The sequence below is a fragment of the Kocuria salina genome (genome assembly GCF_013368965.1).
Lineage (GTDB): Bacteria > Actinomycetota > Actinomycetes > Actinomycetales > Micrococcaceae > Kocuria > Kocuria rosea.
The window spans coordinates 721588-740086 of the sequence record NZ_SSSF01000001.1; the positions used below are offsets into that span (position 1 = coordinate 721588).

At 69.7% G+C, this 18499-nt stretch carries 17 protein-coding genes and 1 tRNA gene; 10 read left to right on the forward strand and 8 right to left on the reverse strand.

Going from position 1 to position 18499, the window contains the following annotated elements:
* Window positions 1–59: 59 nt before the first annotated feature.
* Complete coding sequence (locus tag E7Z53_RS03345) at window positions 60–1616, reverse strand: sulfatase-like hydrolase/transferase (RefSeq protein WP_176337158.1); 1557 nt, start codon at window positions 1614–1616, stop codon at window positions 60–62.
* 294 nt (window positions 1617–1910) lie between these two features.
* A complete protein-coding gene (locus E7Z53_RS03350; RefSeq protein ID WP_136340880.1) occupies window positions 1911–2171 on the reverse strand; it encodes a GlsB/YeaQ/YmgE family stress response membrane protein in 261 nt (86 codons plus the stop codon).
* Window positions 2172–2394: 223 nt separating this feature from the next.
* Here E7Z53_RS03350 and E7Z53_RS03355 point away from each other — a divergent pair, with 223 nt between their 5' ends.
* Window positions 2395–3501: a zinc-binding dehydrogenase gene (locus tag E7Z53_RS03355; RefSeq protein ID WP_369597944.1), complete on the forward strand. Its 1107-nt coding sequence runs from the start codon at window positions 2395–2397 to the stop codon at window positions 3499–3501.
* Between the two features lie 18 nt (window positions 3502–3519).
* Here E7Z53_RS03355 and E7Z53_RS03360 read toward each other — a convergent pair whose 3' ends face one another.
* Window positions 3520–5979 carry a DUF3427 domain-containing protein gene (locus E7Z53_RS03360; RefSeq protein ID WP_150110236.1) on the reverse strand — a complete coding sequence of 820 codons (2460 nt, stop codon included), beginning with the start codon at window positions 5977–5979 and terminating at the stop codon, window positions 3520–3522.
* Window positions 5979–6052, reverse strand: a tRNA-Ala gene (locus E7Z53_RS03365). Before E7Z53_RS03365 ends, E7Z53_RS03360 begins: the two co-directional genes overlap by 1 nt.
* Between E7Z53_RS03365 and E7Z53_RS03370 the strand changes: the two genes are divergently transcribed.
* The 4 genes from E7Z53_RS03370 to E7Z53_RS20695 all read left to right on the forward strand — a co-directional run bounded on the left by E7Z53_RS03370 (window position 6037) and on the right by E7Z53_RS20695 (window position 10318).
* Window positions 6037–6351: a hypothetical protein gene (locus E7Z53_RS03370; protein ID WP_150110237.1), complete on the forward strand. Its 315-nt coding sequence runs from the start codon at window positions 6037–6039 to the stop codon at window positions 6349–6351. The two genes, E7Z53_RS03365 and E7Z53_RS03370, sit on opposite strands and share 16 nt — an antisense overlap.
* A gap of 651 nt (window positions 6352–7002) precedes the next feature.
* A complete protein-coding gene (locus E7Z53_RS03375) occupies window positions 7003–8283 on the forward strand; it encodes an MFS transporter (protein WP_176337159.1) in 1281 nt (426 codons plus the stop codon).
* A gap of 14 nt (window positions 8284–8297) precedes the next feature.
* A complete protein-coding gene (locus E7Z53_RS03380; RefSeq protein ID WP_255219371.1) occupies window positions 8298–9413 on the forward strand; it encodes an NAD(P)-dependent alcohol dehydrogenase in 1116 nt (371 codons plus the stop codon).
* A gap of 2 nt (window positions 9414–9415) precedes the next feature.
* Complete coding sequence (locus tag E7Z53_RS20695) at window positions 9416–10318, forward strand: AraC family transcriptional regulator (protein ID WP_217905344.1); 903 nt, start codon at window positions 9416–9418, stop codon at window positions 10316–10318.
* 31 nt (window positions 10319–10349) lie between these two features.
* On the opposite strand, the gene E7Z53_RS03390 is transcribed toward E7Z53_RS20695, so the two are convergent.
* Window positions 10350–11063 carry a sulfite exporter TauE/SafE family protein gene (locus tag E7Z53_RS03390; RefSeq protein WP_176337160.1) on the reverse strand — a complete coding sequence of 238 codons (714 nt, stop codon included), beginning with the start codon at window positions 11061–11063 and terminating at the stop codon, window positions 10350–10352.
* A gap of 257 nt (window positions 11064–11320) precedes the next feature.
* On the opposite strand from E7Z53_RS03390, the gene E7Z53_RS03395 reads away from it, so the two are divergent.
* The 4 genes from E7Z53_RS03395 to E7Z53_RS03410 all read left to right on the forward strand — a co-directional run bounded on the left by E7Z53_RS03395 (window position 11321) and on the right by E7Z53_RS03410 (window position 14563).
* Complete coding sequence (locus E7Z53_RS03395) at window positions 11321–11719, forward strand: BatC protein (RefSeq protein WP_176337161.1); 399 nt, start codon at window positions 11321–11323, stop codon at window positions 11717–11719.
* A 2-nt stretch (window positions 11720–11721) separates the two neighbouring features.
* On the forward strand, window positions 11722–12927 hold the full coding sequence (locus E7Z53_RS03400) for a cupin domain-containing protein (protein WP_035924163.1): 1206 nt from the start codon (window positions 11722–11724) through the stop codon (window positions 12925–12927).
* A gap of 67 nt (window positions 12928–12994) precedes the next feature.
* Window positions 12995–13834 (forward strand): sucrase ferredoxin, encoded by an 840-nt coding sequence (locus tag E7Z53_RS03405; protein WP_081994187.1) that lies wholly within the window; start codon window positions 12995–12997, stop codon window positions 13832–13834.
* Between the two features lie 192 nt (window positions 13835–14026).
* Entirely contained in the window at window positions 14027–14563 is a 537-nt protein-coding gene (locus tag E7Z53_RS03410) for a ferritin (protein WP_035924162.1), read from the forward strand.
* Between the two features lie 53 nt (window positions 14564–14616).
* Here the strand turns inward: E7Z53_RS03410 and E7Z53_RS03415 are convergent, their stop codons facing one another.
* From E7Z53_RS03415 to E7Z53_RS03425, 3 genes are read right to left on the reverse strand one after another with little or no spacing between them, the layout of a single operon-like run.
* Entirely contained in the window at window positions 14617–15690 is a 1074-nt protein-coding gene (locus tag E7Z53_RS03415; protein WP_176337162.1) for a threonine aldolase family protein, read from the reverse strand.
* An 8-nt stretch (window positions 15691–15698) separates the two neighbouring features.
* Window positions 15699–16370, reverse strand: coding sequence for an SDR family NAD(P)-dependent oxidoreductase (locus E7Z53_RS03420; RefSeq protein WP_035924159.1), 672 nt, complete (start codon window positions 16368–16370; stop codon window positions 15699–15701).
* A 3-nt stretch (window positions 16371–16373) separates the two neighbouring features.
* A complete protein-coding gene (locus E7Z53_RS03425) occupies window positions 16374–17804 on the reverse strand; it encodes a DUF6421 family protein (protein WP_017831859.1) in 1431 nt (476 codons plus the stop codon).
* 123 nt (window positions 17805–17927) lie between these two features.
* Between E7Z53_RS03425 and E7Z53_RS03430 the strand changes: the two genes are divergently transcribed.
* Window positions 17928–18383: an Lrp/AsnC family transcriptional regulator gene (locus tag E7Z53_RS03430; protein WP_031282182.1), complete on the forward strand. Its 456-nt coding sequence runs from the start codon at window positions 17928–17930 to the stop codon at window positions 18381–18383.
* Window positions 18384–18499: the final 116 nt, after the last annotated feature.

Sequence of the window (18499 nt, forward strand, 5' to 3'; positions counted from 1 at the left end):
CAGGGCGGCGGACAGATGACGGAGCGGGACTCCGCCGCCGGGCAGAGGGCGGGACAGCGCTACTCGGCGCCGGGCTCGCCGGCCCAGGCCTCCGCGTAGAACGGCGCGGAGCGGGAGTCCAGCAGCTCGGCGTAGAGCTCCGGCTCCATGGCCTGCGCCGAGTCCTCCGGGACCGTCGGGGCGAACGCGGACACGCCCAGCCCGGCCGCACGGTCCTGCAGGGTCAGGCCGGCGGCCTCCAGGAGCGTGGGGTACATGCTCAGCTGGTCCACTCCGGGGCGCGGCGTGCTGCCCCCGTCCACACCCGGGACCCAGATCCGGTTGAAGATGGTGCGGTTGTCGTGGTGGTCGAGCTGCTCGTGGAAGGCGTCGCCGGCGCTCATGTGCTTGAGGTGGTCGCCCATGATCACCACGGCGGTGTCCTCGAGGTAGCCCTGCTCCTCCATGTGCTCGACGAATCCGGCCACCTGGGTCATGGAGCAGAAGAACGCGGAGGTGACCTCGTTCTCCGTGTCCACGGTGCAGTAGTCGTAGATGTGCACCGGCTCGTGGGTGTCCAGCGTCAGCACGGAGAGGTTGAACGGCCGGCCGGTCTGCTCCGCCTCGGCGTGCAGCTCGTCGATCTTGTCCGCGGCGTGGGCCATGAGGCGTCCGTCGCTCAGGCCCCAGTCGCCGCGGAAGCTCTCCTCCGGGTCACCGGCGGCGCGCCAGTCGGAGAGGTCCTTGACCTCGTCGTAGCCGTGGCTGCTCAGGAAGGTGTCCTTCGCGGCGAAGGAGGCGTTGGCGCCGCCCAGGAAGACGCTGCGGTATCCGTGCTCGTCCAGGACGTCGCCCAGGCAGGTGGTGCCGCCCAGGTAGGTCTCCACGTCCCCGCCGAGCTCGTTGAGGGCGCCGCTGTCCGCGGCGGAGCCCATGCCCTTCAGCGGGATGCCGCACTGCGTGGCGGTGAGACCGGCCATGGTCCAGCCCCCGCCCCGGTACTGCTGGAGGTCCGCCACGCTCTGCCAGCCGTCCGAGGCCTCGGTGACCTCCTTGAGCGGGGCGAAGGCGTCCTTCTCGAAGTGCTCGTCGTTGGCGAGGGTCTGCTCGCCGGACTCGAGGTAGATCAGCACCAGGTTGCGCCGGTCCTGATCCCCGGTGACGGCCGGCGCCGTGTAGTAGTCGCCGAGGTCGTACTCGGAGTTCCCCGCCCTGATGTAGTCCCGCACGCCCACCGTGGTGGCGAAGGCCGTGGTGCCGCCGATGACCAGCGTGCCCACCACAGCGGTGGTGAGGGTGCGCATGATCCACCGGGTGCGGCGAGGGCGCGGGTCGTGGCCGTGGTGGTGGCGCCTGCGGCGCCGGACGTGCTGCCACAGGGCGATCCCGGCGGTGAGGAGCAGGGGGACCACGCCGATCCCCAGAATGCCCATCCAGACGATGGCTCCGCCCCCGCCGTCCATCTCCACGGAGACGAGGTTCAGGAGCATCTGGCCCACGGAGATCTCGCCCCAGTAGTACCGGATGCCGGCGGCGGCGATGAGCAGCGCGAGCCCCGCCCAGATGAGGACGTAGACCAGGACGTGTCCCAGGACAGCGCCGACCCGGCGGATCACGTGAAGATTTCGATCGGACATGGCACCACCTCGCGTTCCAGGTGCGCGCGTGGTCGCCGAACGCCCTTGACATCAAACGGTTCTCGGGTGCATAGAACCCTAGTACCGATTCGTAACCTGTTCAACAGTGATTCACCTGGGAGCGAGGAGTCGTTCACCTCAGCGTGCGCCGCACGGCCGTCCGTTCAGGGGAGGCAGGCTTCGCGGACTTCTCCGAGACGGCCCGCGATCCGACCGGTGCCCAGCAGGGGCACGGCCGGCTCGCGGGCCGTCTCGGAGAAGTCCGTGGACGCTACCGGGCTGTCCGGTGAGCGGTCAGCGCACGGCCTTGTTGCGCCCGGCCACGCCCTCGGCCACACCGATGAGCAGCACCGCGGCGACGACGGCCACGATGAAGCCCAGGATGTTCAGCTCGAAGATGTCCCCGGTGCCCAGCGCACTGGCGATGACGCCGCCGATCACCGAGCCGGCCAGGCCGAGCAGCAGCGTGGCGATCAGGCTGAGGTGCTGCTTGCCGGGCTTGATCAGGCGGGCGAGGGCGCCGATGACGAGGCCGGCAACGATGAATCCGATCATGGGTGATGTCTCTTCTCTGTCGTGGTTCCCGATGAGGACGGGACGGGGGGAGGGTTCTCGGGGCAATGTCGCCCATCGATCCTACGCATGCTCAGCCGACTGTCGAACTGGCCCTCGAGAGCCGCGTCCGCGGCGGGGCGAACGGGCGCACGTCCTCGATCATCGGAGAGTCGGGCGGTACGGTGAACGGCGTCACACCCGTGCACCGATTCCGGAGGTCGTCGTGAAGATTCGTGGAGCCGTCCTGGAGACCATGGAGGCCTCCGCCCCGTACGCCGAGTCGCAGCCGCTGCGCGTCGAGGAGCTCGAACTCGGCGAGCCCGGGCCCACCGAGCTGCGGGTGCGGATCACCGCCGCCGGGGTGTGCCACTCCGACCTCTCCGTGGTCAACGGCAACCGGCCGCGGCCCCTGCCGATGCTGCTGGGACACGAGGCCGCCGGCGTCGTCGAGCACGTGGGCGCCGAGGTCACCGACCTGGCCGTGGGCCAGCACGTGGTGATGGCGTTCCTGCCGCGCTGCGGCGAGTGCGCCGCGTGCAAGACCGAGGGGCTGCTGCCGTGCACGGTCGGCTCGAAGGCCAACGCCTCGGGCACCCTCATCGAGGGCTCGATGCACCTGCGCTCCGAGACCCGCGGGAACGTCTACCACCACCTGGGGGTCTCCGGGTTCGCCACCCACGCGGTGGTGGACCGGCGCTCCGTGGTGCCCGTGGGCGAGGACGTTCCGGCCGCAATCGCGGCCGTGATGGGCTGCGCGGTGCTCACCGGGGGCGGGGCCATCATCAACGCGGCGCAGGCCACCCCCGACGACGCCGTGGCCGTGGTCGGCCTCGGCGGCGTGGGACTCGCCGCGGTGCTGGTCGCCAAGGCCGTGGGCTGCCGCCGGGTGATCGCCGTGGATGCGCTGCCGGAGAAGCTGGAGCTCGCCAAGGAGTTCGGCGCGGACGAGGCGCTCACCCCGGACGAGCTCGTGGCGCTCGAGGACAAGCCGCGCGTGGTCATCGAGGCCGCCGGGCACCCGCGCGCGTTCGAGACCGCGTTCAACGCCACCGCCGTGGGCGGGGTGACCGTCACCGTGGGCCTGCCGGCGCCCGGTGCCATGTCCCAGATCGAGCCGCTGAAGATCACCGCCGAGGCCCGCCAGATCATCGGCAGCTACCTCGGCTCCGCCGTGCCGGCGGTGGACATCCCCAAGTACGAGCAGATGTGGCGCGACGGCGCGCTGCCGCTGGAGAAGCTGATCACCTCCCACATCACGCTGGACCAGATCAACGAGGCGATGGACGAGCTGGATGCGGGCCGGGCGGTGCGACAGGTGATCGAGTTCTAAGCCCCGCCGTCCGCGGCTCTAACTGAGAGGCGCTACCGTGCTCGCGGCCGAGAACACGGGGGACGGCATCGGACGGCGCAATTTCCAAATAATCGACATGGGTTTGGACCCTTCGTGCGACACATAATCGACAGGTCCCAAAAAGACGTACGGCGAGGTGCCGGCCTCCTGAGTCGGGGACTCACGGACAAACAGCATGATGTGGCTGTTCTGTACGGTGTGGTGTTGATAACGCTGTCCCGCTGCGGATTCCGGAGTCGTCTGGTTCTGCGACTCCCAGTGGAAGAGCGTCTCGGAGACGGCGTAGTCCTTGTACATGGTGTTGGGCGAAAAGTCCTTCTCCGACTTATGGAGCGTGACGAGAAGCGCCTCGCAGCGTGATGACGGAATCCAGGACACGCCTTCGCGCACTGTGCCGGGAGTGCGCTGCCCTTCTTCTCCCATGCCCAGACCGGCCAGAAGTTCCTCCCGGGTGTAGTGCGCATGTGTCTGCAGGGGAATGTCGGCGTAGTCCTGTCCCAGTGAACGCGGCAGGTTGCGTGCGCCGTCGGCGGTGACGTCGATGAGCTGCGTCAGCTCGTTCCGCAGGATGGCGTGCGACCGGAGCAGCTGGAGGCCGCTCTCTAATTCGCCCGGACCGCCGCTCTTCCGACCCTGTGGCCAGAAGGAGTAGTAGAGCATGCGCGCTATTCGCTGCTCTCTGAGCGGCAGAGACAACACCGGCGGGGCATCAGGGCGAAGCAAATCCTCGTAGCACCGTAGCCGGGCGGGGTCATCCACGTTCAAAAACGCCTTGGCGCGCTGTAGCAAAACGAGGACCTCCGTCTCCTGATCCTCGGCGGGCCACAGAACATCGGGGACCAGTCCACCGGCACGACGCAAGGTGTTCCAGGTCGTCGGCCGACCGTCAAACTTGTTCCGTCGGTAGATGTCTGATGCCTCTGAGAGGGAATCTGTCAGGTACTGACGCAGGGTGTACGACTCGGGCGACGGCTGCTGCGCCGCCAAATCCCTAATCTCGTCGACCACTTGCCGGGTCGTCAGGCGCAGTTGACGCTTCACGTTGTCGAGCACCACGGATTGGGCGACAGTATCGAAGACGACCTGCGTTCCGGAGGGGAGGAAGGAAAAACCCTCCTCCAGGTCCTTGGCCAGGCGCGTCCGGCTCGATCCCGTCACGGCACGGTATTTCAGGTCGAACCGGAACTCTCGGTGCTGGAATCCGATGAAATCCAGAACGGTTAGTACGGGTTTATCGGGAGCTAGCCGCAGGCCGCGTCCCAGTTGTTGCAGAAACAGCGTGGAGGACTGCGTCGGCCGGAGCATGAGAATGGTGTCGACCTGCGGAATATCAAGGCCTTCGTTGAACAGATCGACGGCAAAGACGGCACGCAGTTCTCCGAGCTGCAGCGACTTGAGGGCAGTCCGCCGCTCGTCGCTGGAACTCTCCCCGGACAGTGCCGCGGACGGCAGCCCGGCCGCCGTGAACTTCCGTGCCATATATTCCGCATGTTTGACGGAGACGCAGAAGCCAATGGCTTTCATGCGATGCGGATCGAGCACCTTGTCGTTGAGAGCCTGCAACACCTTGGCCGTGCGTGCGTCATTGCCCGTGTAGACGGCATCCAGTTCTTTGTCCTCGTACCGACCCCGCCGGAACTGAAGTGAAGACAGGTCGACGCCATCTGAGACGCCGAAATAATGGAACGGCGTCAGCAACTGCTGATCGAGGGCATCCCACAGGCGCAGTTCGCTCGCAATGCGGCCTCCAAAGAACTTCTCTGCGACGTTGACGCCGTCGCCGCGCTCCGGAGTGGCGGTGAGTCCGAGGAGTTCCTGAGGCTGGAAGTGCTCAATGATCTTGCGGTAGGTCGGAGCATCGGCATGGTGGAACTCGTCGATGACTACCACGTCAAACGACTCAGGGGCGAAGCGGTCCAGGCTCTTGGCGTTAAGAGATTGAATCGACGCAAAAACGTGTTTGCCTCTGACTGGCTGATAGCCGTCGACCATGAGCTCACCGAAGGCGCCGTCACGCAGAACTGTGGCATAGGTCTGGCGTGCTTGCTCGAGAATTTCTCGGCGGTGGGCCACAAAAAGCAGTGATAGCTCACCAGGGGTACCGGCCTGCAGCCTGCGATAGTCCAAAGCCGCGAGGATGGTTTTTCCAGTGCCCGTCGCGGCGACCACGAGATTCCGGTGGCGGTCGTGAATAACACGCTCCGCCTCCAGCTCCTGGAGCATTTGAGCTTGGTAGGGATAGGGCTGGACATCTAGGTGCGCAATGGAGACCTCCGAAGACACCCGTCCGCCTCCTTCGGCGAGCGCCCTCGCCAGGCGCTCGCCGTCATCATCCGGGTTGTAGGACTCAAAGCTCTCCGACGCCCAGTAGCTCTCGAAGGTCGCCTCGAACTTATGGAGGAGTGCCGGCGTCGCGACGGAGGACAGGCGCACGTTCCACTCGAGCCCGTCCAGCATGGCGGCGTGCGACAGATTCGAACTGCCGACATAGGCCGTGCTAAAGCCGGTCTTGCGGTGGAACATCCACGCCTTGGCGTGCAGGCGCGTATTGCGGGTTTCGTAGCTGACTCGAACTTCCGCGCCGTACTTACGCGCCAGCGCGTTGATTGCCTTGGCATCGCTGGCACCCATGTAGACGGTGGTCAGGACGCGGAACGGAATGCCGCGGTCCTTCAACGACTGGAGCTCTTTGTCCATGACATGCAGACCGGACCACTTGACGAAAGCAATGAGAAGATCCACACGATCGGCGCTTTCGAGCTCCTTGGCGATCTCGCGTCCGACCTGCGGCTCATGCGGTGTATTGGTGAGCAGAGCAGCGTCAGATAGTGGCGTTGCTGGCTTTCGTGCTGCGGCGCCAACCCTCGGCGCAATCGCCACGAGCTGTCGCGGACCTTCGCTGATGCACGCCGGATTCCGCATTCCATCGTTAACGGCTGCCAAGATGCGATTGGCTTCGTCCACACGGTTAGCAGCGGGTACGGCCTCTAAGTGGAACAGGATGTGGTCGTTGAGATACCGCGCGAGAACGTGAGGGGTGTCAGCTGGGTCCACAGTATCGAGAGCGGCAGTGCCTTCCGGCAACTCCGTAAGTTCCATCGCCAACACGGAGTCTTCCAGGAGCTCATATAAGCCGGGGGAAAGACGGTCGACGTTGGCATTTTGCGATTGACCCATAGTGGCAGCCTAAGGTCGCCGACGTCATGGAATGATGAGCGCCGCATCTGTAGACGTGACGCGTCGCGCCGAAAGTTGCGTCGACCTGCCAGGTTGCGTGGCTTGGAGCTTTGGCAGGGCAGGGCAGGGCGTTTGAGTCCTACGGAACGGCGCCCACATGTGCACAGAAGTATCAGCGTACGCCGGATTAATCGACTAGTGGCCCGCGTCACACCTCCGTAGCGTTGAGGACATCGTGCACCGGCCGACCGCTCTTCAGCTCGCCAGGTGCCTCCCGCTTGGTGTCCACGAAGGAGTACCCGCATGTTCGGCATGCCCCGCCGCCTGCTCTTCGGCTATCTCGCCCTCGCCATCTTCATGACCGGTGATGGTTTTGAGCTCACGTTCCTGTCCCGCTTCCTCGTCGAGAACGGCTTCACGCCCACCCAGGCCGGCCTCGTCTTCACCGTCTACGGCCTGGTGGTCGCCATCTCGGCCTGGACCACCGGCGTGCTCGCCGAGGTTGTGGGCGCCAAGCGCCTCATGGTCCTCGGCGGCGTCCTCTGGATGGTGCTGCACGTCCTGTTCCTCACCGTGGGGCTGGAGAGCGTGGTCGGCACGATCCTGATCTACGCCCTGCGCGGGGTCGCCTACCCGCTGTTCATGTACTCCTTCGTCGTGCTCATCGCACAGTCGGTGCACCCCAGCCGCCTGGCCTCGGCCATGGGGTGGTTCTGGGCGTCCTTCTCGCTGGGCATCGGGGTGATGGGCGCCTACGTGCCCAGCCTCCTGGTCCCCGTCATCGGCGAGTACGCCACCCTCTGGGCGTCCCTGCCCTTCGTGGCGGCCGGCACCCTGATGTGCGCCTTCCTGGTCCCCGGCGCCCCGCCCGAGACGGACCTCTCCCAGAAGCTGCACGGCGCCGAGCGCACCCGCGAGCTGCTGCGCGGGGTGACCATCCTGGTGGAGAACCGGCAGATCGCCCTCTCCGTGGTCATCCGGGTGCTGTGCAACCTCACCCTCTATGCGTTCCCCATGATGATGCCGCTGTACCTGACCACCGGCGAGATCGGCGGCGAGTCTTGGTTCACCCTGCCCGAGTGGATGATGCTCTGGGCGATCATGAACACCATCACCATCGGCGCCAACATCGTCTGGGGCCGGCTCGGGGACCGCTACGGCTGGATGCGCCAGATGCGCTGGTTCGGCTTCGGCGGCATGGCCCTCGCGGTCCTCGCCTTCGCCTACGTCCCGGTGTGGTTCGGTCCCAGCTTCCCGGCGATGGTCGGGGCCGCCGTGCTCTTCGCCCTCTCCGTCACCGCATTCGTCCCGATGGGCGCGATCTTCCCGGCCCTGGCCCCCGAGCACCGCGGCGCGGCGATCTCCGCCCACAACCTCGCCTCCGGGCTGACCACGTTCCTCGGCCCCGGCATCGCCACCCTGCTGCTGCCCGTCCTCGGCCCGATCGGGGTGTGCTGGGTCTTCGCGGCCCTGATGCTCCTCGGCACCCTCACCACCTTCTTCATCCACCCGCCCCAGCCCGGCCTCACCACCGAGGACGGCCGGATGCTCCCGCGCCGCGACCGCCTCGCCATGGCCGCCTGAGAGGACCTGAGATCATGAACCCCACCACGCTCACCACCCCGAACCCCACGACCACCGCCGCGAAGCCCCCGAGCACCCAGGAGAGCACCATGGACGCCGTCGTCCTCGAACGCCAGCACGAGATCCAGGTCCGGCCCGTCCCGGGGCTGCGCCCGGTGGGCCCCGGCGAGGTGCGCATCGGCGTGCACACCGTGGGCATCTGCGGCAGCGACGTCCACTACTTCACGCACGGGCGGATCGGCCCCTACGTCGTCGAGAACCCCATGGTCCTCGGCCACGAGGCCTCCGGCACGGTGCTGGAGGTGGGGGAGGGCGTCGACCACCTGGCCGTGGGGGACCGGGTCTGCATGGAGCCGGGCATCCCCAACCCGCGCTCCCGGGCCGCGCGTCTGGGCATGTACAACGTGGACCCGGACGTGCAGTTCTGGGCCACGCCCCCGGTGGACGGCTGCCTGCAGCCCGAGATCATCCATCCCGCCGACTTCACCTACAAGCTCCCCGAGCAGCTCTCGCTGGAGGAGGGCGCCCTGATCGAGCCCTTCGCCGTGGCGGTGCACGCGGTGACCAAGGCAGGCCTGGCGCCGGGCGACGTCGTGGTGGTGGTGGGTGCCGGCACCATCGGGGTGCTCACCGCCATCGCGGCCGCCGCGAGCGGGGCGTCCCGGGTGTACATCTCTGACGTGGCACCGGAGAAGTTCGCCAAAATCGAGGCCTATCCGACCATCCACGCCGTGGACGTCTCTCGCCAGGACCTCGGCGAGGCGGTGCGGGAGGCCACCGGCGGCTGGGGCGCGGACGTGGTCTTCGAGGCCAGCGGCAGCCCGCACGTCTTCGGGAACCTGTGGGAGATCCCCGCGCCCGGCGGCACCGTGGTCCTGGTCGGCATCCCCGTGGACCCGGTGCCGCTGGACGTCGCCGCCGCCCAGGCCCGGGAGCTGCGGATCGAGACCGTGTTCCGCTACGCCAACTCCTACCAGCGGGCCATCGAGCTCGCCGCGTCCCCGGCCGTGGACCTGGGCGCCCTGATCAGCGCCACCTATCCGTTCGAGGACGCCGTGGCCGCGTTCGAGCGCGGCGCCGAGGGCCGGCCCACCGACACGAAGATCCAGATCCGCGTGGCCGGAGCCTGACCGTGGGTGCCGCCGCACGGAGCACGACGCCGGAGGACGCCACCTCCCCGGTCCGGGAGCTGGTGATCCCGGACCCGTCGAGCTCCGTGCGGTGGCACGAGCACGACTGGCCCCACCCCCTGGCCCGCTGGCACTATCACCCCGAGGTGGAGGTGCACCTGATCCGGGAGTCCTCCGGCACGGTGATGGCCGGAGACTGGGCCGGGCCCTTCGGCCCCGGCCACCTGAGCCTCATGGGCTCCTTCCTGCCGCACAACTGGATCTCCCACCGCGACGACGACGCCGTGGTCCGCAACCGGGACGCCGTGCTCCAGTTCGACCAGGAGCGGTTCTTCGCCGCCGCCGGGACGCTGCCCGAGCTCGAGGCCCTGCGCCCGCTGCTGGAGGCCGCGGCCCGGGGCATCGAGTTCACCGGCCGCACCGCCGTCCAGGGCGCGGCGGCGATGGAGGCGGTGAACGGCACGTTCGGCCTCCGGCGGCTGGCCGCCGTGGCCGAGCTGCTGGCCGTCCTCGCCGAGTCCCCGGAGAGCGAGCGCCGCTACCTGGACAGCCGCGGCGGCTCCTACCGCCTGGACGCGGCCGAGGCCGAGGTCTTCAATCGGGCGCTGGGCTACATCACCGAGCACCTGGACGGCCGGATGCTCGTGCCGGAGGTGGCCGAGGCCGTGGGCCTGAGCCGGGACGCGTTCTCAAGGCTGTTCGCCAAGGCCACCGGAGTGGGCTTCAACCGCACGGTCACCCGGATGCGGCTCACCGAGGCCTGCCGGCTGCTGCGGGGCACCGATCTGCCCGTCTCGGACATCTGCTACCGGGTGGGCTTCACCAACCTCTCCAACTTCAACCGGCACTTCCGGGCCACCACCGGCACCACGCCGTCCCGGTACCGGCGGATCGACCAGCTCTGAGGCCGGCCGGAGACGCCCGGCAGGACGTGCTTCAGAGCGCCTGCAGCAGGACCAGCACGGCGCCCAGCGCGGAGGCGACGAGGCCCACCTGGCGGACGATGCGCCGATTGATCCGCGCGTTGACCGCTCCGGACACCGCGAAGCCCAGGACCATGGCCGGCAGGAGAGCGGCCGCGAAGAGCACCGTCCGGCGGTCGATCGACCCCACCACGGTCAGCGCCACGAGGGCCATCACGGCGCCGACCAGGAAGAAGGCGCTCATCGTGCCGCGCATCCGGGCCCGCGAGGACCCGTGCCACACGAGCGCCATGGGCGGACCGCCGATGGACGTGGCCGTCCCCAGCAGACCGGAGGCCGCCCCCGCGACGACGACGGCCGCGGGCCGGGGCCGCGGCCGCCAACCGCACACGCTGAGCAGCACGGCCAGCAGCACGGTGCTCGCCAGGACGAGGGCCAGCGTCCGGGCGGACAGGGCCGCCACCAGCAGCGCTCCCGCCACGGTGCCGGGGACCTGCCCCGCCACTGCCCAGCCCGCGTCCTTGACGTCCACGGCGGCGCGGTCCCGCAGCATGCCGAGCGCGGTGAGCCCGGTGACCACCAGGAGGAGGGAACCGGGCAGCAGGGTGGGGTCGAACAGGGCGATCACGGGAGCGGAGAGCAGGGCCACACCGAAGCCGATCGCGCCCTGCAGACAGGACGCGATGCTCACCACGAGCGCGACGACGGCGAGCTCCAGGCCGGTCATGCAGCACCTCCCGGTCGCGAGCAGGGGATGGGTGAATTGTTCCACCTCCGGAGGCCGCCCGGAGATCGTGCCCCCGGCGAAGACGGCGCACGTCGCGCCGCTCCTCGTCCGGCTTCCCTGACGGCGGCGGACGTGAGGGCTGTTCCCTCGCCCGCGCTGCCCGGATAGCCTCGACATGGGCGGTGCTGCTCACGCATCGCCTGTCCTGGTGACCCGGTGCCGTTGACGGCCCGGTCACTCGAAACTGGGAGGTCAACATGACTGATGCACAGCAGGATCCGAACCAGACGGAAGGGCCCGCCGACGGCGGAGCCTTCGGTGCTCCGGGTGTTCAGGACGGCGGTGCCGATGGCGGCGCCGACGGCGGCGCTGACAACGGCGCCGAGGGCCCGGCCGACGGAGGAGCGGCCGGCACCCCGGGCGTGCACGACGGTGGCGCGGACGGCGGTGCCGACGGCGGTGCTGACAACGGCGCCGAGGGCCCGGCCGACGGTGGAGCCGCCGGCACTCCGGGTGTCCACGACGGCGGCGCGGACGGCGGCGCCAAGGGCCCCGCTGACGGTGGAGCGACCGGCACTCCGGGGGTGCACGACGGCGGCGCGGACGGCGGTGCCGATGGCGGCGCCGACGGAGGAGCCGGAGCACGAGGCCTCTGAGCGTGGACGTCGTCCGCACTGACGGGCAGGACCCCGGCGCCCGGAGCGGCGCCGGGGTCCTGGAGACCCGCCTGATCGACATCGGCCGGGAGCGGTTCGCCCGTGACGTCTGGGGCCGGGCACCGCTGCTCACGCGCCGGGCGGGCGGCTTCGCCGACCTGTTCTCCGCCGACGCCGTCGACGAGCTGATCTCGCGCCGCGGGCTGCGCACGCCCTTCCTGCGCGTCGCCAAGGACGGGTCGACGTTCCCCGACTCCACCTTCACATCCCCCGCCGGGGTCGGCGCCACCATTGCGGACCAGCTCGACGACACCGCGCTGTGGCGGCAGTTCGCCGACGGCGCCACGCTGGTGCTGCAGGCGCTGCACCGCACCTGGGAGCCGGTCGCGGACTTCAGCGCCGCGCTGAGCGGCGAGCTCGGGCACCCGGTGCAGGCCAACGCCTACATCACCCCGCCGCAGAACCGCGGGTTCGACGACCACTACGACGTCCACGACGTCTTCGTCCTGCAGATCGAGGGGACCAAGCGCTGGGTGCTGCACGAGCCGGTGCACCCGGACCCGCTGCGGGACCAGCCCTGGACCGACCGCCGCTCCGCCGTGGCCGAGGCGGCGAAGGGCGAAGCGCATCTCGACGTGGTGCTCGAACCCGGCGACGCCCTCTACCTGCCGCGCGGCTGGCTGCACGCGGCCCAGGCGCAGGGGGCGGTCTCCATCCACCTCACGCTCGGGATCCACACCTGGACCCGCCACGGCCTGGCCGAGCAGCTCGTCCAGGAGGCGCTGGCGCTGCTGGCCGAGGACCCGCAGATGCGCGGGTCCCTGCCCCTGGGCGTCGACGGACCGGGCGGGGAGCTCGACACCGTCCGGGAGCGCCTGGTCGCCGCACTGGCCGCGGCCGATCCCACACCGCGGTTCCAGCGCACCCGGCGAGGGCAGGGGCGCCCGGCCCCGCTGGGGCCGCTGGCCCAGCTCTCGGCCGTCCAGGACCTGGGCCCCGGGTCCCCCGTGCGGCTGCGCGGTGCCCTGGAGGCACGGCTGGAGGGCCCGCGGCTGAGCACACGTGTGGGGTGGCTCGACTTCCCGGAGACCGATCTGCCGTCCGTCTCGTGCCTGCTCGACGGCGAGGTCCACACCGCCGGCGAGCTCGGGATCGAGCTCGCCGAACGACTGCTGCGGGCGGGGGTTCTTGTTCCCTGTGACCAGTGACCCCGCCGCCGTGAATGCCTCGTGCCGCTTCTGGTGCGCCGACGGAGCCCGGGGGCGCGGCGACCCGATGGCGGGCACCGCGCCGCGCGGGCTCGTCTGGGTCCTCATCGAGCACCGCGGCGGATGGCCGGTCAACGGGTTCGACGGTCTCGAGCTCGAGCCGGAGACCAAGGCCCTCGTTTTCTCCGCCGCGCAGGCGGCGAAGGCCCGAATCCTTCTGGTCCGGCGACACGGCCGCCGTAGCCTTGAGGGCCCCCGCCGGTGGGCCGTGCTGCGCCACGACGACTCCGGCGACGGCCGTCAGCACTGGGGCACGTGGAGCCGCGACGAGGACCTCGCGGGAATCGCCACGGCCCTCGGCGTGCCGGGTGAAACCGGCCACCCACCGGTCCTCCTGGTCTGCGCCCACGGTCAGCACGATCCCTGCTGCGCGGTGCGCGGACGGCCCGTGGGACGTGCCCTGAGCGAGCGCTGGCCGGATTTGGTCTGGGAGTGCTCGCATGTCGGCGGTGACCGGTTCGCCGCCAATGTCGTCGTCGTCCCCGACGGCGTCTACTACGGAGGGCTCGACGCGGAGTCCTCCGTCACCACGGTCGAGGAGCACCTCGCCGGCCGGGTGCACGCGGAGCACCTGCGCGGGTACACCGATCTCTTCCCACCGCAGCAGGCCGCTGTCGCGGCCGCGCTCGAACGCTTCGGCCCGGCCGGCCGCCACGACTGGACGGTCACCGAGTCGGCTCGCGACGGCGACCGCTGGCGGATCCGTCTCGCCGGCCGCCCGCCCCGGCCGGGCCTCGTCGACGTCGAACTGCGGTCCCACACCGCCCCGCCGCATCAGCTGACCTGCCACGGACCGGCCACGAGCACGGCCAGGGTCTACGAGCTCACCGCGGTGCGCGTCGTCTGAAGGACGGGACGACCCGGAGCATCGTGTCGGGGGAAAGTTTCCGGTGACCGGCCTACACCCGGCCGTCCCACCGCGCTACGCTCGAACTCCAGACCCGAGCGACGATTCCTGCCGGCCCCGCCCCGGGCTCGCACCGGTGGAGCGGCCGGGGCGTCGTCCGCCCTGGGGACCCACTGATGTCAGGAGATCCTGATGGCCCCCGAGACCTTCGACGAGCTGCTCACCCGCCAGGTGGGCCACGAGTTCGCCGCCTCCCACCAGTACATCGCCGTGGCGGTCTGGTTCGACAGCCAGGACCTCCCGCAGCTGGCCCGGCACTTCTACCGGCAGTCGCTGGAGGAGCGCAACCACGCCATGATGATCGTCCAGTACATCCTGGACCGGGACCTGCCGCTGACCATTCCCGGGGTGGGGGAGGTGCGCAACGACTTCACCGACGTCCGTGAACCCCTGGCCCTGGCGCTGTCCCAGGAGCAGGAGGTCACCGAGCAGATCAAGGCGCTGTTCGCCGCCGCCCGGGCCGAGGGGGACGCGCTGGGGGAGCAGTTCATGCTCTGGTTCCTGAAGGAGCAGGTCGAGGAGGTCGCCTCGATGACCACCCTGGTGAACGTGGCCCGCCGGGCCGAGAACCTCTTCGACCTGGAGAACTTCGTGGCCCGGGAGCACGTGGGCGACGGCGGGCACGGCCACGACTCCGGGGCCCCGGCGGCCGCCGGCGGAGCCGCCTGACCTGGCAGCAGTCCCCGTCACCCGCCCCGGGCGGCGGGCACGGGCCGGCGGGATCAGCCGACCGGGACGAGCTCCGACCGCAGGGCGGTCAGGAACGCGTCGACGTCCTCCTCGGTGGTGTCGAAGCTGCATACCCAGCGGACCTCGCCCTTCGCGGCGTCCCAGTCGTAGAACCGGAACCGCCGGCGCAGGCGGTCCGCGATGCCCGCGGGCAGGGTCGCGAAGACGGCGTTCACCTGGGTCTCCTGGGTGAAGGCCACGCCGGGCATCGACCCGTCGGCGATGCCCGCCTCGATGCCGTCGCGGAGCCGCCGGGCCATCGCGTTCGCGCGGCCCGCGTTGCGCAGGTACAGGTCGCCGTCCAGGAGCGCGAGCAGCTGGGCCGAGACGAACCGCATCTTCGAGGCCAGCTGCATCTGGTTCTTCCGCAGGTAGACCAGGCCCTGGGACGCGGCCTCGTTCAGGACCACCAGCGCCTCGGCGCCGAGGGCCCCGTTCTTGGTGCCGCCGAGGGCGAGCACGTCGACGCCGACGTCGGTGGTGAAGGCGCGCAGGGGCAGTCCCAGGGCGGCCGCCGCGTTCGCGAGCCGGGCCCCGTCCAGGTAGACGGACATGCCGTGGGCGTGCGCGTAGTCCGAGACGGCCCGGATCTCGTCCGGTGTGTACAGGGTGCCGAGCTCGGTGGACTGGGTGAGGTAGACGACGAGCGGCTGGGCGCGGTGCTCGTCCCCCCAGCCCCAGGCCTCCGCGGCGATCAGCTCGGGCGTGAGCTTGCCGTCCCCCGTGGGGACGGGAAGGAGCTTGATGCCGGCGGACTTCTCGGGCGCGCCGCCCTCGTCGACGTGGATGTGCGCGGTGTCCGCGCAGATCACCGCGCCCCAGCGCGGGAGCATCGACTGGAGTCCGACGACGTTGGCGCCGGTGCCGTTGAACATCGGCCACACCGAGGCGCCCTCGCCGAAGTGCTGCACGATCACGTCCTGCAGCCGTGCCGTGTACTCGTCCTCGCCGTAGGCGATCTGGTGACCGCCGTTGGCCTCGACCAGGGCGTCCAGCACCTCCGGGTGGACCCCGGAGTAGTTGTCCGAGGCGAAACCCCTCAGCTCGGCGTCGTGGGACCTCTTCATGCGGTGCCTCATCCTTTCTCCTGGAGTTCGATGGTGGAGTCGTTCAGTTCCGGGGCCTCGGCCTCCCAGAGCCCGGCGTAGGCGTTCGCGAGCCGGTCCTCCAGACCGGCCAGGGCCTTCACCCGGAAGATCACGGCCGCGGCGCGCAGCGGCTCGCCGGCCTCGCGGGCGGACTTCGCATATCCCTGCGCCACCGCCCGGGTCCACGCCTCGCTCGCGGCCTTCACCGCGGCGTAGTTGGCACCGCCCGCCAGCGGACGGTTCACCGCGGTCGCGGATACGATCGCCAGCCGGCCCGCCGGCGAGGCCCGGAGGTCGTCGTCGAAGGCGCGGCTCAGGTGGCGCAGGGCGGTGAAGGAGGTCTCCAGCATGCGGTAGTCCTCCTCCGTCTGCCCGGCGAGCCCACCGCCGCCGCGCCATCCTCCGACGAGGTGGAGGATCCCGTCGACCGGCCAGCCGCGGTCGTGCAGCCGGCGAGAGAGGTCGAGCACGGCGCGCTCGTCGGCGAGGTCCGCCGTCTCCGTGTGCGCCCCCAGTGCTGCGAGGGGGACGAGCTTCTCCGCGTGGCGCCCCGTGGCGACGACGCGGGCCCCGGCCGAGGTCAGGGTCCGCGCCGCCGCCAGACCGGACGCACTGGTGGCGCCGGCGATCAGGACGGTGCGCCCGGTCAGGTCGGTCATCGCTCAGGCGTCCGTGGCGCGGATGCCGGCCGTCGACGCGATGACGCCCTTCATCTTCTTGTCGAGCGCCTCGAAGAACATCGACAGCGGGAACTCGTCGTCCAGCACCAGGTCCGTGTAGCCTCGCGGCGGCCCGGCCAGCACCTCGCGGGGGAGCCCCTCCGCCCACACCGATGCGGGGTTCGGAGGGACCACGGAGGCGATGAGCTCGTACGCCTTCATCCAGTGCACCGTCTTCGGCCGGTCGATCGACTCCCAGTACAGCTGGTCGATGGCCTCGCCGAGCTCGACGACCGCGTCCGCGACCCGGTCCCAGTCGAAGCTGAGCTCGACGTCACGCCACTGCAGGACGTGCTTCCGGTGGAGCCAGGCGAACAGCAGCTGCCCGCCCAGCCCGTCGTAGTTGCGCACCCGCGAACCGGTGATCGCGAAACGGAAGATCCGGTCGAAGATCACCGCGTACTGCACGAGCTTCCCGTGCCGGCGGGTCTGCTCCTCGATCTCGGTGAGCTCCTCGCCGGCCGCTCGCCGCGCCGTGAGCGCACGCTCGATCGTCACCGACTCCCGGAACGCCGTCAGGTCGCAGCGCAGCTCCTCCAGGGAGTACAGGAAGAACGGCATCCGCTGCTTGATCATGAACGGGTCGAACGGCAGGTCGCCGCGCATGTGCGTGCGGTCGTGGATGATGTCCCACATCACGAAGGTCTTCTCGGCGAGATCCTGATCGGCGAGCAGCGCCGCGGCGTCCTCGGGCAGGTCCAGCTTCGTGATGCCGGCGGCTGCGGTGACCACGCGGCGGTAGCGTGCCGCCTCACGGTCCTGGAAGATGGCGCCCCAGGTGAACGTCGGGATCTCCCGCACGGCGACCGTCTCGGGGAACAGGACCGCGGAGTTCGAGTCGTAGCCCGGGGTGAAGTCGATCAGCCGCAGGGACACGAACAGCTTGTTGCCGTAGTGCCCGGCCTCGAGCTCGGCGATGAACTCCGGCCAGATCGCCTCGACGATCAGGGCCTCGACGTGCCGGTTCGCCGAGCCGTTCTGGGTGTGCATGGGGAACACGACGAGATGCCGGATGCCGTCCACGCGGTGCTGCTGCGGCTGGAACTCGACGAGGGAGTCGAGGAAGTCCGGCTCCCCGAAGCCGCCGTCCGCCCAGCGTGCGAAGTCGCGGGGCAGGGCCGCCAGGTACGCCGCGTCGTGCGGGAAGAGCGGGGCGAGCTCGGCGATCGACGCCACGATCACCTCGACGTGCTCGCGCGCCGTCGGGTGGTCGGCGAGCTCGGGGATCGACCCGTCCTTGACCTGCAGGGCCTGCAGGGCGGTGGCCGCCGACCGGAGCCGGAGCCAGGCCGGGCTCGACTCCACGGTGCGGGCATCCTCCACGACCTCAGGTTCGCCGATGATGGCCTGCACCGCCTGCAGAGACGTGGACATTGAAACCCTCCTGTCGTAGATCAGCGGAAATTTTCCGGTGATGATGATCACATACAGGAACATTCACATGTGGTCGTGAGGCTGTCAACCCTCTCGGCGGGATCAGCTGGTAGCGTTCGGCCCATGGACGACCCCATGGATGTGCGACTGGCAACCGAGGTGTCCCACGACCCGCGCGCCACCCTCGCCCAGTTGTCCGAGCGGGTCGGCCTCTCGGTCTCGGCCGTGCAGGCGCGCCTGCGCAAGCTCGAGAGCAGCGGGGTGATCGCCGGGTACCAAGCGATCCTCGACCCCGAGGCCATCGGCAAGCCGCTCGCGGCCTTCATCGAGATCACGCCCCTCGATCCCCGCCAGCCCGACAACGCCCCCGAGCTCCTGCAGTCGATCACGGCGATCGAGGCCTGCCACTCGGTGGCCGGGGACTCCGCCTACATGCTGTTCGTCCGGGTGGCTTCGCCGAAGGCGCTCGAGGCCCTCGTCAACGAGGTGCGCCACGTGGCCTCCGTGAACACCCGCACCACCGTGGTGCTGCAAACCTTCTACGAGCACCGGCCGATGCTCTCCCCTGTCGAGGCCTGACGCAGCTCTCAGAGGTCCCCCCTGTCCCGGGAGTCGTCCCCAAAAGTGTGACCACAACACGTTGCATGTATTTGCAATAGCGATGCCAGGATGGAGTGACGCCCGCGCCGGCGCCT